The organism is Streptomyces sp. NPDC090106 (assembly GCF_044747265.1).
Classification (GTDB): Bacteria; Actinomycetota; Actinomycetes; order Streptomycetales; family Streptomycetaceae; genus Streptomyces.
Genome location: NZ_JBIVDS010000009.1, coordinates 242,044 through 255,449 on the forward strand (window position 1 = coordinate 242,044; position 13,406 = coordinate 255,449).

The 13,406-nt window shown below is 70.1% G+C and carries 9 protein-coding genes; 2 read left to right on the top strand and 7 right to left on the bottom strand.

The window, feature by feature from the left end:
- Positions 1-130 precede the first annotated feature (130 nt).
- Positions 131-823: a DUF4232 domain-containing protein gene (locus ACIPSE_RS28430; RefSeq protein WP_401667676.1), complete on the top strand. Its 693-nt coding sequence runs from the start codon at positions 131-133 to the stop codon at positions 821-823.
- A 100-nt stretch (positions 824-923) separates the two neighbouring features.
- On the opposite strand, the gene ACIPSE_RS28435 is transcribed toward ACIPSE_RS28430, so the two are convergent.
- Complete coding sequence (locus ACIPSE_RS28435) at positions 924-1,295, bottom strand: VOC family protein (RefSeq protein WP_401667678.1); 372 nt, start codon at positions 1,293-1,295, stop codon at positions 924-926.
- A 322-nt stretch (positions 1,296-1,617) separates the two neighbouring features.
- Entirely contained in the window at positions 1,618-1,977 is a 360-nt protein-coding gene (locus tag ACIPSE_RS28440; RefSeq protein WP_401667681.1) for a hypothetical protein, read from the bottom strand.
- A 341-nt stretch (positions 1,978-2,318) separates the two neighbouring features.
- Here ACIPSE_RS28440 and ACIPSE_RS28445 point away from each other — a divergent pair, with 341 nt between their 5' ends.
- Complete coding sequence (locus ACIPSE_RS28445) at positions 2,319-5,588, top strand: LamG-like jellyroll fold domain-containing protein (RefSeq protein WP_401667683.1); 3,270 nt, start codon at positions 2,319-2,321, stop codon at positions 5,586-5,588.
- 82 nt (positions 5,589-5,670) lie between these two features.
- Here ACIPSE_RS28445 and ACIPSE_RS28450 read toward each other — a convergent pair whose 3' ends face one another.
- The 5 genes from ACIPSE_RS28450 to ACIPSE_RS28470 all read right to left on the bottom strand — a co-directional run bounded on the left by ACIPSE_RS28450 (position 5,671) and on the right by ACIPSE_RS28470 (position 12,901).
- On the bottom strand, positions 5,671-8,034 hold the full coding sequence (locus tag ACIPSE_RS28450) for an AbfB domain-containing protein (protein WP_401667685.1): 2,364 nt from the start codon (positions 8,032-8,034) through the stop codon (positions 5,671-5,673).
- A gap of 127 nt (positions 8,035-8,161) precedes the next feature.
- Complete coding sequence (locus tag ACIPSE_RS28455; RefSeq protein WP_401667688.1) at positions 8,162-9,196, bottom strand: ABC transporter permease; 1,035 nt, start codon at positions 9,194-9,196, stop codon at positions 8,162-8,164.
- Positions 9,193-10,155, bottom strand: a complete 963-nt coding sequence (locus ACIPSE_RS28460) for an ABC transporter permease (protein ID WP_401667690.1) — start codon at positions 10,153-10,155, stop codon at positions 9,193-9,195. The genes ACIPSE_RS28455 and ACIPSE_RS28460 overlap by 4 nt, the downstream gene beginning before the upstream one ends.
- Positions 10,148-11,707: a sugar ABC transporter ATP-binding protein gene (locus tag ACIPSE_RS28465; RefSeq protein WP_401667693.1), complete on the bottom strand. Its 1,560-nt coding sequence runs from the start codon at positions 11,705-11,707 to the stop codon at positions 10,148-10,150. Before ACIPSE_RS28465 ends, ACIPSE_RS28460 begins: the two co-directional genes overlap by 8 nt.
- A gap of 99 nt (positions 11,708-11,806) precedes the next feature.
- Positions 11,807-12,901: an ABC transporter substrate-binding protein gene (locus tag ACIPSE_RS28470; protein WP_401667696.1), complete on the bottom strand. Its 1,095-nt coding sequence runs from the start codon at positions 12,899-12,901 to the stop codon at positions 11,807-11,809.
- Positions 12,902-13,406: the final 505 nt, after the last annotated feature.

Consider the following 13,406-nt stretch of genomic DNA (forward strand, 5'->3'; position numbering starts at 1 on the left):
CGGGCACGGTCGGCTCGGGCTCAGCACCGCACATCAGACCAGACCGGACCGGGCCAGACCGGACCGGACCGGAGGACCAGGGCCGTCGGCGACCGTCGGGGCCCGGCACCACTTCATCGGGGAATCCTTCATGAACACTGTCCTGCGCCGCTCGGCGATGCTCGCCGTCGCCGGCACGGCACTCGTCCTCTCCCTCACCGCCTGCCAGGGTGGCGAGGACGACAACTCGGCTCCCGCCGCGACCGCTTCGGCGACCGGAGCGGCGGCGGACGGCGCGGCCGACGCCACGTCCACGGCGACGGGTGCGGCGGACTCGGCCGGTGCGGAGGATTCCTCGGGTTCGACCGGCACGACCGACACCGGCGGTTCCACGGGCTCGACCGGCGAGCAGGCGAACGCCTCCACCCCTGTGTGCGCCGCCGGGGACGTCAAGGTCACGGCTGCCACGCAGGACGGCCCGCCGTACACCCACGTCGTGCTGACGGCGAAGAACACGTCCGGGCACGCGTGCCGTCTGGCGGGCTATCCGCACGTCCAGCTTCTGGAGAGCCACAAGCAGGACGTCCCGGCCGTCGCGAAGAGCAAGCCCGCCTCACCGGTCGTCCTGGCGGCGGGCGAGCCCGCGTACGCCCTGCTGAAGGTGTCGGACGGCGGCGTCGACGAGGACAACGAACCCGTGTCGGCGTTCTCCGTCGTCCTGGACGGCGACTCGGCCGTCATCGCCGTCACCGCGCCGGGCAAGGGCGGCATCGCGGCCGACCCGGCCAAGGCGCTCGTCGGCTACTGGACCCCTGAACTGCGCAACGGGGCGGACGACTTCTGAGCGACGTGCGGTCACTCGACTGCTTCTGATACAGCGTGAACGGGGGGAGGCGGCTGAGGCCGTCTCCCCCTGCCGCGTTGGTGGGCGGACGGGTCACCCCTCAGGCGATGAGGGTCCGTTTGGGGCGGACCACACAGAATTCGTTGCCCTCAGGGTCCGCCAGCACGACCCACGACTCGTCGCCGCTCTGGCCGACGTCCGCCCGACGGGCGCCGAGGGCGAGGACGCGCTCGATCTCGGCCTCCCGGTCCCGCGCGTCGGACATGAGGTCGAGGTGCAGCCGGTTCTTGACGGCCTTGCGGTCGCTCACCGGCATGAAGCAGATGCCGACCGGGGCGTTCTCGTCCGGGCCGATGACCACCTCGCGCTCCCGCTCGGACAGGATCCGCCAGCGCAGCACCCCGGCCCAGAAGCGGGCGAGGCCGGGAAGGTCGTGGGCGTCGATCACGATGTGATGCAGTGACAGTGGCATGAGGGCCAGTGTGCGCGCCGCCCACGCGTGCAACGGGCGGGTCACCGAACACAGCGGAGCCTGCCCGCAGTTGCGGACAGGCTCCGATCGGAGCGCCGGGCAGGCCTTGCACCTGCATTTCCCCGCAGGAAGCGGGGCGTCTTTCCTTGGACCACCAACGCGCGTCCAGTTCACCGTTGTTGCGGCGACCGGCTCGTGATCCACTCTACCGCACCTCGCGCAGGTGTACGACCAACAGGGTCCTCGCCCGCCGAATCACGGAGGAGCGGGCGAACTACCTGCCGTTGTACGCCTGTTGACGCCGTCCGGACGTTTCAGGTGATCACGCGGCGTGGGGGTCCGGGTGGGCGAGCATCTCGGCGAGCGGGGTCCCGTTCCGTGTCGCGACGACGCGCCGGGCCCGCACCTGGGCGCGGGTGCGCGGGCGGAACTTCGGGTCCCGGCCGCAGCCGCAGGGTTCGCGGCCCTCGTACCGGAGGCCCGCTCCCACCACCGCCGCCACGACCGTCCACGCCTTCACGTCCCGGCGTCGCGGTGCCGCGAAGTCGCGCCCCGCGCAGGCCATGGGTGCGGCGCACAGGGGGCACCGGTGTCCGTCGGGCCCGAAGTGCCGCTTGAAGGCGACCCGGCAACCCACGCACACGTAGTGCATCTTGTAGTGCTTCCCGGCGTAGTGACACACGGGCCGACCCTAGCCGGGATGGCGACCGGCGCCGAAGCGGTTTTCCGTGGCGCCCTCTCCCGCCCAGGGTCCGGTTCCGCTCCGCCCACACAGGCCACTCGACGTGAACTCGGCCCTGCCAAGGCCGCGTTGTCGGCGGCTCCGTGTCCGCCTCACCCGCCGCCCGGACCTCGACGCGCCGGGCGCGACCGTCCGGTGACGGCCGGTGCCCGAGTGCTGCGCGAGGTCTGGACAGCCTCCGGAGGCCGTGTTGTCATACCGCTGTCACAGGATTTCCAACGTTGAAAAGGCGCACGCCGGTCCCTCGCCCTGCGTGGCCTCTTGTACGAGGAAAAGGTTCGATGACACGACACCGCACCCGCCCGCGCCCCAGACTCTGGGCTCTGATCGCCGCGACCGCCCTGACCCTTCCGCCGCTCGGACTGATGCCCGTCGCCACCGCGGCGGAGCTGCCGGGCGGTACCTCGGCATCCGCCGCCGCCCAGGCCGCCGTTCAGACGCACGGCCTGAAGGGCGAGTACTTCAGCATGTCCGCGCCCGGAGCCCGCGACTTCGCCAAGCTCGGAGGCACCCTCCTCGATCCCCAGATCAACTTCTCCGGACTGACCAGCACCTTCCAGGAGTTGACCGGCCAGACGGAGCACACCACCGCACGCTGGACGGGGCGGATAGAGGCACCCGCCACCGGCGACTACACCTTCTACGCCATCGGCGACAACGGCTTCCGGCTGTACATCGACGGTCAGCCCGTCATCGACCACTGGGTGGGCGACTGGGACAAGGAGCAGACCAGCGCCGCCGTCCGGCTGACCGCCGGCGAACAGCACGACTTCCGCCTGGAGTTGTTCCAGGACACCGGCGGCGCCAACATGTTCCTGCGCTGGTCGACGCCGACGCTGGCCAAGCAGCTCGTACCGATGTCGGCGTTCACGCCGCCGGACGACTTCGAGGTCTACCCGGTCGAACCGACCGTCGCCACGGACGGCAAGCGGGTACGGCTGCGCTTCGACGGCAGGACGGGCGGCCTCCAGGCGGTCAAGGACCATCTGGAGATCCAGGCCGACACCACCGCGATACCCGTCAAGTCCGTCAAGGCCTACCCCGGTGACCGCAACTCCCTGCTGGTCACGCTCTCCGAGGCGATCCAGCTGAACCAGTCGGTCAGGGTCTCCTACGACGGCCAAGGCGGCCTGACCGTCGGCGGCGAGAGTGTGCCGAAGCTGATCCGCTACGCCGAGAACGCCTCCACCCACCGGCTCACCACGGAGTGGGGTGACAAGCTCGACACGAAGCATCCGCTGCCGGAGTATCCGCGCCCGCAGCAGGTGCGCTCGGCGTGGAAGAACCTCAACGGGCCGTGGGAGTTCAGTGCCGCCGAGGCGGGCGAGGCCCCGGTCTTCGGCAAGAAGCTCGACGAGAAGATCATCGTGCCGTTCGCCGTCGAGTCCCAGTTGTCGGGGCTGGAGCGGCACGAGGACCACATGTTCTACCGCAAGCTCGTCGACGTACCCAGCGGTTGGAAGGTCGGCAAGAGCGGGCAGGCGAACCGGCTGAAGCTCAACTTCGGCGCGGTGGACTACCGGGCGACCGTGTACGTCAACGGCACGAAGGTCGCCGAACACACCGGCGGCTACAACGCGTTCAGTGCCGACATCACCGACGCCCTCAAGGGGAGCGGCCGGCAGGAGATCGTCGTCGCGGTCACCGACACCGGCGGCGCCAATCAGCCGATGGGCAAGCAGTCCACCAACCCCGGTGGGATCTTCTACACGCAGACGTCGGGCATCTGGCAGACCGTGTGGATGGAGCCCGTCGCCACCGCGTCCATCGACGACATCGTCACCACGCCCGACATCGACACCGGCACCCTGGCCGTGACGGTCGACTCCGCCGACGCGTCCCCCTCGGCCCGGGTCGAGGCCGTGGCCAGGGACAAGAAGGGCAAGGTCGTCGGGAAGGTCAGCGGCCGGGCAGGCGAGGAACTGACGCTCCCCGTCGCCAAGCAGCACCTGTGGAGCCCGGACGACCCCTACCTGTACGACCTCGACGTCAAGCTCACCGACGGCCGCGCCACCGACAAGGTCGGCAGCTACTTCGGTATGCGCGAGATCGGCGTCAAGAAGGTCGGCGGTTTCAACAAGCTCGTCCTGAACGGCAAGCCGATCTTCTCGCTGGCCACTCTCGACCAGGGTTTCTGGCCCGACGGCCTGTACACCGCGCCCAGTGACGAGGCCCTCGCCTTCGACCTGAAGGCGCACAAACAGCTCGGTTTCAACGCCGTCCGCAAGCACATCAAGGTCGAGCCGGCCCGCTGGTTCTACCACGCGGACAAGCTCGGGCTGCTGGTCTGGCAGGACTTCGTCTCGGGGAACATCACCGACAAGACCGGCCAGAAGGCCTTCGTCGACCAGGGCCGGGAGACCATGCGGCAGCACCACAACTCGCCGTCGGTCATCGGCTGGATCGTCTTCAACGAGGGCTGGGGCGAGTGGAGCCGCGAGGAGACCGGGCGGATCACGGAGGCCGTGAAGGCGGCCGACCCGTCCCGTGTCGTCAACGCCCACAGCGGTGTCAACTGCTGCAACTCCAAGGGAGATTCCGGCAAGGGCGACATCATCGACCACCACGACTACAACAACACCGACCCCGCCTTCCCGGACGACACCCGGGCCGCGATGGACGGTGAGCACGGCGGGTTCGTGCTGCGGACCCCGGGCCACATGTGGCCGGGCGCCCCGACCGTGATCTACAGCGGCGTCAACTCCAAGGCGGAACTGACCCGCAAGTACGTGGAGAACACCGAGCGGTTCTATCTCGCGCAGGCCGGCGCGGAGCTGTCCGGGTCGGTCTACACCCAGATCACCGACCTGGAGAACGAACTCAACGGCCTCTACACGTACGACCGTCGCGAGATCAAGGTCGACGCGGCCCAGGTGCGGGCGGTGAACCGCGAGGTGATCGCCGCGGGCGCCGCGGCCGGGTCGAAGCCGCTGACCGGCGGCCGGTGGAACCTGGACGAGAGCACCGGCACGACCGCCGCGGACCAGAGCCCCGGCAACCAGCCCCTGACCCTGCGCGAGGGCGCCTCCTGGACGCCCGGCGTCAGCGGCAGCGCGCTGAAGTTCGACGGCCAGAAGCAGTACGCCGAGACCGCGGGCCCCGTCCTCGACACCTCGGGCAGCTACTCGGTGGCCGCCTGGGTCCGCCTCGACCAGATCCCCGGCAACTACGCCACCGCGGTCAGCCAGGACTCCCGTGCGACGGCCAACTCCTTCTACCTCCAGTACGGGCACGGCAACTTCGCCTTCAGCACGCCCGGTGAGCGGCGCGCCCAGGTGGCCACCGCCGTGGAGACGGGCCGCTGGTACCACCTGGTGGGCGTACGGGACGCCACGACCAACGAGATCCGCCTCTATGTCGACGGGAAACTCGCCGCCACGACCACCGGAGGCGCCGCCTACCCGAGCACAGGTGGGCTGACCGTGGGCCGCGCCCACTGGGACGGCTCGAACGTCGACTTCTGGAACGGCGCGGTCGACGAGGTCCACGCCGTCGACAAGGCGCTGAGCGCCGAGGAGGTGAGCGCCCTCTACGGCGACGAGAAGCCCTGATCCTCCCCCTCATGGAAAACCGGCCCCTTCGACGGGAGTTGACCTTCCGTCGAAGGGGCCGTCTCATGCTGTCAGGCGGCTGTCACGGCGCCCAGGGCGCCTCGACGGACCAGGTCGTGTCCTCGGTGAACAGGGCGGGGTTGTCATAGGTGTGGGTGCCGCCCGGTGTGGCGAGCCACAACTCGGCGTTGTAGTGGCGCAGATACTGCTCGGGGAAGTTGTAGGCGGAGAGGCGGACGCCGCCGTTCGCGCCGGGGACCGGGCAGAAGGTGGCGTCGGCGCGGAACAGGTCGGTGGTGCCGGACTCCTTGTAGACGCGGTACTCGCGGTGGCGCAGGTACTCGCCGGGGTAGTTGCGGGACTCGAAGCTGTAGCAGGTGCTGTTCGCCAGGCCGGGGACGATCTTCCAGGTGGCGTCGTTCTTCAGCAGGGCGTCGCTGCCGCTGCCCACGACCGCGGTGAAGGCGGCGCCGTCCTGGTGGCGGAGATAGCGGTCGGTGTAGCCGGGGGTGGTCACGCGCAGGGACTTGTACTGGCCGGTGGGCAGGGTGGACGGGGTGGTGGTGCCCTGGGAGGCGTCGATCAGGGCCCGGTTGGCGGCGCGCACCCGGGCCTCGTCGACCTTGACGACCTGACGGTCGTAGGTGAGCAGGCCGTTGGCCTCGTTCTCCACGTCGGTGATCTCGGTGTAGACCGACGCGGACAGCCCGCGGGGCATCCGTACCTGGCGGATCGAGTCGATCAGGCCGATGAACCGGTTGTTCAGATGGGCGGTGCTGGACTGGTCCTCGTAGCTGAAGCCGCCACCCGGGTACCACTCGTGGCCGGAGACCTTGTAGCCCAGTCCGCCGAACTCGCCGAGCACGGCGGCCCGGGTGGTGCTGGGCACGGTGGTGCCGGGCCCGACGTAGACGTGGTGGTCGAGGAGGTCGCCGTTGCCGCCGTCGACGGCCCCGCAGCAGTTGACGCCGCTCATGTTGTCGACCAGGCGTGAAGGGTCGTACGCCTTCACCTCGCCCGCGATGCGCGCCTGGTCGTACTGCCCCCAGCCCTCGTTCTGATTGACCCACACCACGAGCGAGGGCGAGCTGCGGTGCTGGTCGATGATCCGGTCGTACTCGGCCTCCCACTGGGTGCGGGCGGCGTTGTCGGGGGTACGGGTGTCCATGGCGGGCATGTCCTGCCAGACCAGCAGGCCGAGGCGGTCGGCCCAGTAGAACCAGCGTTGCGGTTCCACCTTGATGTGCTTGCGGACCATGTTGAAGCCCAGGTCCTTGTGCTTCTGCAGGTCGTAACGGAGCGCGGCGTCGGTGGGGGCGGTGTAGATGCCGTCGGGCCAGTAGCCCTGGTCCAGGGTGCCGGTCTGGAAGACGAACGTGCCGTTGAGGACGGGCCGGAGCCGGCCGTCCACGCTCGCGAGGCCGATGGTCCGCATGCCGGTGTAGCTGCCGACGGAGTCGACGACGGCGGAGCCGGACAGCAGATCGGCCTTGACGTCGTACAGGAACGGGTCGTCCGGGGTCCACAGGTGAGGGCTCGGGACAGGGACGGTGAACTCGGTGCCGACCGCGCCGGTGGCCGTGCCGATGACGGTGCCGCCGGTGGAGACGGTGACACGGGCCTGGTGGCCGTTGATGCCGGTGCCGCGGACGGTGACCTTCAGTCTGCTGTTCACCGGGTCGGGGACGAGGTCGAGGCGGGTGACGGACGCGGAGGCCGTGGGCTCCAGCCACACCGTCTGCCAGATGCCGGAGGCGGCGGTGTAGAAGATGCCCCCGCCGGAGTGCGGGGCGACGTCCCGTATGCGCTGTTTGCCGATGGCCTGGCCGCCGGTCTCGGTGGGGTCCCAGACCGAGACGACGATCGTGTTGGTGCCGCCGTTGAGCAGGCTCGTGATGTCGAACGAGAACGCGTCGTAGCCCCCGTTGTGCACCGCGCCCGCCTGGACTCCGTTGACCCACACGGTGGTTCGCCAGTCGCTGGCACCGAAGTTGAGCTGCACGTTGCGCCCGTTCCAGCCCGCGGGGACGGTGAAGGTGCGCTTGTACCAGAGCTTGTCGTTCTGGGTGATCTTGCGCTGGATGCCGGAGAGCGCGGACTCGGCGACGAACGGGACCCGGATCTGTTCGGTGAACGCGGCAGGCTGGCCGGCGTCGGCCGAGGTGACCGCGAAGTCCCAGATGCCGTTGAGGTTGGCCCAGTCGGGGCGGGTGAGCTGGGGGCGGGGGTATTCGGGCAGGGGGTTGTCGGTGGGGACCTGGTCGGTCCACGGGGTGGTCATCGGGGACGGTTTGGGGGTCCACGCCTGCGCGGCGGCGGTCGCGGACCCGGTGACGGTGAGGGCCGTGCCGGCGACGAGCGCGAGGGCGGCGAGCGCGGTGGTCGCCCCGCGCGTGCGGCGTCTCAGCCAGGCCAACGGCCCACGGCCTGCGGGTGTTCGACGCATCGTGACTCCTTGTGTGGTGGGGGCGGGGAGACGTGCGCGTGCGAAAGGCGGCCGGGGCGTGAGCGTCCGACCGCCTGGAACCGGAAGCGGCGGCGGGCCTGTGGGGCCTGCCGCCGTCCGGGGTCTGTCACATCAGTTGCCGTCTGCGGCCCAGCCAGGTCTGGGCGATGACGACGACGGCCAGGAAGGCGCCGCTGACGACCTGTTGGTAGGAGGAGTCGAGGGAACCGATCTGGTTGATGACGTTCTGGATGACCTTCAGCAGCAGCACCCCGACCAGCGAGCCGCTGACGTAGCCGAGGCCACCGGTGAGGAGGGTGCCGCCGATGACGACGGCGGAGATGGCCTCCAGCTCCATGCCGGAGCCGAGGATGGTCACCCCGGAGGCCAGCCAGGCGGCGTTCAACGCTCCCGCCAGGCCCGCCAGAAGCCCGGACAGGGTGTAGACGAGGATCTTGGTGCGGGCGACCGGGGCGCCCATGAGGGCCGCGGCGTCCTCGTTGCCGCCGACGGCGTACACGTGCTGTCCGAAGCGGGTGCGGCGCAGGACGACCGCGCCGGCGACGAACAGCGCCAGGGTGATCCAGACGGGGTTGCCGAGGCCGAGGGTCTTGCCCTGGCCGAGTTCGGCGAGCACCGAGCCCTTGCCGATGAGGTAGGTGTCGGCGCCCTCGTCGGTCAGCGCCAGCATCAGCCCGCGCGCGCCCAGCATGGCGGCGAGGGTGACGATGAACGGCGCCAGCCGGGACCGGGCCACGAGCAGGCCGTTGACGACGCCGATGAGGCCGCAGACCGCGAGCGGCAGCAGCAGCGCCACCAGGGTGCCGTAGCGGGAGCCCCAGGCGGCCAGGACGCCGCCGAGGGCGAAGAGGGAGCCGACGGAGAGGTCGATGCCGCCGGTGATGATGACGAAGGTCATGCCGAGGGCGACGACGGCGAGGAAGGCCGAACTGGTCGCCATGTTGCCGAGGTTGTCGCCGGTGGCGAAGGAGTCGAAGGAGAACGACGCCACCAGGGACACCAGGACGAGCACGGCGAGCGCGCCGTGCTGCTGGATCAGGGCGCTGAGCCGCTCGGCGCGGGCGGAGCCCACCGGTTCGGCGGCGTCCTTGGGTTCGATGCTCGCGGTGGTCACGGGCGCGTCCGTCTCGGTCGTGGTCATCGCTTTCCCCGTCCCCGCGCCGCGTAGACCGCGGCGACGATCACCATGGCCTGTGCGATCTGCGTCCAGGACGGCGGCAGGTCGTGCTTGATGAGCGTGGCGGTGAGGAGCTGGATGAGGACGGCTCCGGCCACGGTCCCGGCGATGTTCACGCGCCCGCCGGTCAGCGGGGTGCCGCCGACCACCACGGCGGTGATCGCCGAGAGTTCCATCAGGTTGCCCAGCGAGGTCGGGTCGCTGGCCTGGAGCCTGGCGGTGGCCAGCACACCGGCGACGGCCGCGAGGAGCGCGCTGACGACGTACACCACGATCAGGACGCGGCGTACGGGGAGGCCGGCGAGCTGGGCGGCGGGCCGGCTGTCGCCGACGGCCAGCAACTGCCGTCCGAACGTGGTGCGGCGGACGACGAACGCGATCAGCAGCGCGAGCCCGGCGGCGATCAGGATCAGATACGGCACGCCGAGGACGTCGCCCGAGCCCAGGGAGGCCAGCGAGGGGTTGCGCAGGTCCTTGAGCTGGGGCAGCAGCACGAGGGCAAGGCCTCGGCCGCCGACCATCAACGCCAGGGTGGCGACGATGGGTTGGACGCCGATGACCGCGACCAGCGCGCCGTTGGCCAGTCCGACGGCCGCCGCGAACAGGGCGACGGCGAGGAGAGCGGGCAGGAGTCCGTAGCCCAGGTAGAGGGCGGTGACGGAGGCGGCCAGCGCCATCACGGCGCCGACGGACAGGTCGACGCCCTCCGTGCCGATGACCAGCGCCATGCCGAGGGCGACGATGATGACCGGGGCGACCTGGACGGCCTGGGTGCGGAAGTTCTCCGCGGTCAGGAAGTGCGGGGTGATGACGATGTTGACGACGAGCAGCGCTCCGACGCCGGCGTAGACGCCGTAGGTCTGGAGCCATTGCAGGACGCGGTTCTTGTCGAACGGGACGGTGCGCAGGGCGGCTTCAGCCATCGACGGCCGCCTCCTGCTGGGCGCCCCGCGCGAGGGCGTCCCCGGCGATGGTGCGCATGAGCTTCTCCTCGGTGACGTCGTCGCCGGTCAACTCGCCGACGACGGCGCCGTCTTTCAGTACGACCACGCGGTCGGACCCTTCGATCAGTTCCTCCAGATCGGAGGAGATGAGCAGGACGCCCAGGCCGTCCGCGGCGAGTTCGTCGACGAGTTTCTGCACCTCGGCCTTGGCCCCGACGTCGATGCCACGGGTCGGTTCGTCGAGGAGGAGCACCTTGGGGTGCATGGCGAGCCAGCGGGCCAGGAGCACCTTCTGCTGGTTGCCGCCGGAGAGTTCGCCCACCTTCTGCTGCGGCGAGGACGCCTTGATGCGCAGGCGTTCGATGAAGGTGTCCACGACGGCGTCGACGCGGGCCTCGGAGACCAGGCCGAAGCGGGACAGTCGGGGCAGGACGGCGAGGGCGATGTTCTCCCGCACGGACAGGCCCGGCACGATGCCCTCGCTCTTGCGGTCCTCGGGCAGCAGGCTGATCCCGGCGCGCAGCGCGGCCGGTGTCGATCCGGCGCGCAGGGGCACACCGGCGACGGTGACGGAGCCCGAACGGGTGGGAAGGGCACCGGCGATGGCCTTGGCCGTCTCGGTGCGGCCGGACCCGAGCAGCCCGCCCAGGCCGACGACCTCGCCGGGACGGATGGTCAGCGACACGTCGTGCAGCTTGTGAGGGACCGTCAGCCGGCCTGCTTCCAGGACCGGTTCGGTGTCGGTGGCCCCGTGGTCGCCGGTGAACTTGGTCAGGCCCTCCGCGCGGACCTCCCCCAGGTCCCGGCCGAGCATCGTCGACACGAGTGACAGGCGGTCCAGTCGGGCCAGTTCGCCGTGGTGGACGCGCTTGCCGTCGCGCAGCACGGTGACGGTGTCGCACACGGCGTACAGCTCGTCGAGGCGGTGGCTGACGTACACCACCGCGATGCCCGCGTCACGGAGACGGCGGATGACGGTGAAGAGGGTCTCCACCTCGCGGGGTTCGAGGGACGAGGTCGGCTCGTCCATGATGACGATCCGCGCGTCGGTGGCGACGGCGCGGGCGAGGGCGACCATCTGCTGGGCGCCGACGCCGAGGGTGCGCAGCGGACGGCGGACGTCCACCCGCACGCCGTAGGTGCGCAGCATCTCCTCGGCCTGCCGGTTCATCCGCGCCATGTCCAGCACACCGAGGCGGTTGCGCGGTTCGCGGCCCAGGAACAGGTTCCGGGCGACGCTCAGCAGCGGGATGAGGTTGACCTCTTGGTAGATGGTGGAGATGCCCGCCTTCTGGGCCTCCAGCGGGGTGGCGAAGGAGACCTCGCGGCCCTGGAAGGTGATCTCGCCCGCGTCGGGCCGGTAGACGCCGGTGAGGAGTTTGATGAGGGTCGACTTGCCGGCGCCGTTCTCGCCGATCAGGGCGTGGACCTCACCGGCGTGCAGGGTGAGGTCGACGTCGTCCAGGGCCCGGACGCCGGGGAAGGTCTTGCTCAGTCCGCGGACGGCGAGGACTTCGGCGGGGGGTGCCACCTTGTGCCTCCAGAGTGCGAGGTGGGGAGAGCCGGGGGTGGTCGGGGCGGGGCCGGTGGCCTGCGCGGGGGCCCGGCGGACCCGGGCCCCCGCGACGGGTCAGTAGGCCTTGCCGAGGTCGCCCTTGGCGTTGTCCGCGGTGTAGGCGCCGTCCTCGATGATGATGTCCTGGGAGACCTCCTGGCCCTGGGTGAAGGTGTCCAGGGTCTGGAAGGCGAGCGGTCCGAAGCGCGGGTTGGACTCGATGACCCCGCTGATCCAGCCGTCCACGATGCCCTGGACGGCGTTGCGGGTGCCGTCGACCGTGACGATCTCGATGTCGCCGGCCTTCTTGCCCGCGCCCTTCAGCGCGGCGACCGCGCCGAGGCCCATCTCGTCGTTCTCGGCGTAGATCCCCTTGATGCCGGGGTTGGACTGGATGAGCTGCTCGGTGACCTGCTGGCCCTTCTCGCGGGCGAAGTCACCGGTCTGCTCGAACACCACCTTCAGGTCGGGTGCCTTCGCGGCGATCTGGTCCTTGAAGCCCTTGGTGCGTTCGGTGGTGACGTTGTTGCCCGCGGCGCCGAGCAGGATCGCGACCTCGCCCTTGCCTCCGGTGGCCTCGATCATCTGGTCGGCGGCGCGCTTGCCCTGCTCGACGAAGTCGGAGGCGATGAAGGAGACGTAGTCCTTGCAGGCGGTGGCGTTGATCTTGCGGTCGATGGTGACGATCGGCACCTTCTTGGCCGCCGCGGCCTGGAGGACCGGGTCCCAGCCGTCCGAGTTCAGGGGCGCGATGACGAGCAGGTCGACGCCCTTGGCGAGCAGGTCCTGGACGTCGCTGATCTGCTTGGAGAACTGCGACTGGGCGTTGGCCGTCAGGAGTTTGACGCCGCGCTTCTTCGCCTCGTCCTTGATGGACTGCGTCTCGGCGATGCGGAACGGGTTGGCTTCCTTCTCCGACTGGGAGAAGCCGACGGTGGCGCTCTTGAGGTCGAGCTTCTCGGCGCCGTAGGCATCGATGGTGCAGGTCTTGGCATCCGGCGCGGGCGAGGCGACCTTCTGTTCCGAGTCTGCGGCGGCCGAGGTGGAGGAGTCGTTCGACGCGTCGTCCTCCGACTTGGCGCAGGAGGTTGCGGTCAATGCCACCGCCACGGCCAGCGAGACAACCACTGGACGGGCGAGGAGACGACGACGGTGAGTGGTGCGCTGCATGGTGACCCCGATCCGGGCGACGCTGAAAGGAAACTGGGGAGCTGGTGGGCGAACAAAGGCCGAGCACAGGTCGAGCACAAGCCGAGCAGGACGGTCGAGCGGAATGGCGCTTCTCCCCCGGCGGGACAGCCGTTCGACCCGCCGCACAGAGGTTTTTACATCGTTGGAAGGATGCTGTAAACCCCCTGTGCACGCCCTGAATCCGAGGTCTTGACGACGAGGCCGACCGCAACACCTGTTCCTGCGGCGGACGTTGCAGAACGAAAGCCTCAGACGCGTTGCGAGGCGGCCCTGTTGAGAGCTGTCGCGGCCCATCGGCCGGCGAGAGGCCGAGGGCGCGACTCGGCGGCGGACGTGTCACCGCCCGGCGCGGGGGCGGGAGTTGCGTACGCCAGGCCGTCCGTCGCCCGCTCCGCCCGTACGGGCACCGCCACCTGGGCATGCCGGTGGACCCGCGCCCGAACGGGGTCGGCCGCGCCACGGCAGGGCCCGATCGGGCACGGGC

What these genes read in the sequence shown, in the direction of transcription:
- ACIPSE_RS28430 (WP_401667676.1), top strand. Translation starts at nt 131, where the DNA reads ATGAACACTGTCCTGCGCCGCTCGGCGATGCTCGCCGTCGCCGGCACG.
- ACIPSE_RS28435 (WP_401667678.1), bottom strand. Translation starts at nt 1,295, where the DNA reads ATGCCACTGTCACTGCATCACATCGTGATCGACGCCCACGACCTTCCC.
- ACIPSE_RS28445 (WP_401667683.1), top strand. Translation starts at nt 2,319, where the DNA reads ATGACACGACACCGCACCCGCCCGCGCCCCAGACTCTGGGCTCTGATC.
- ACIPSE_RS28450 (WP_401667685.1), bottom strand. Translation starts at nt 8,034, where the DNA reads ATGCGTCGAACACCCGCAGGCCGTGGGCCGTTGGCCTGGCTGAGACGC.
- ACIPSE_RS28455 (WP_401667688.1), bottom strand. Translation starts at nt 9,196, where the DNA reads ATGACCACGACCGAGACGGACGCGCCCGTGACCACCGCGAGCATCGAA.
- ACIPSE_RS28460 (WP_401667690.1), bottom strand. Translation starts at nt 10,155, where the DNA reads ATGGCTGAAGCCGCCCTGCGCACCGTCCCGTTCGACAAGAACCGCGTC.
- ACIPSE_RS28470 (WP_401667696.1), bottom strand. Translation starts at nt 12,901, where the DNA reads ATGCAGCGCACCACTCACCGTCGTCGTCTCCTCGCCCGTCCAGTGGTT.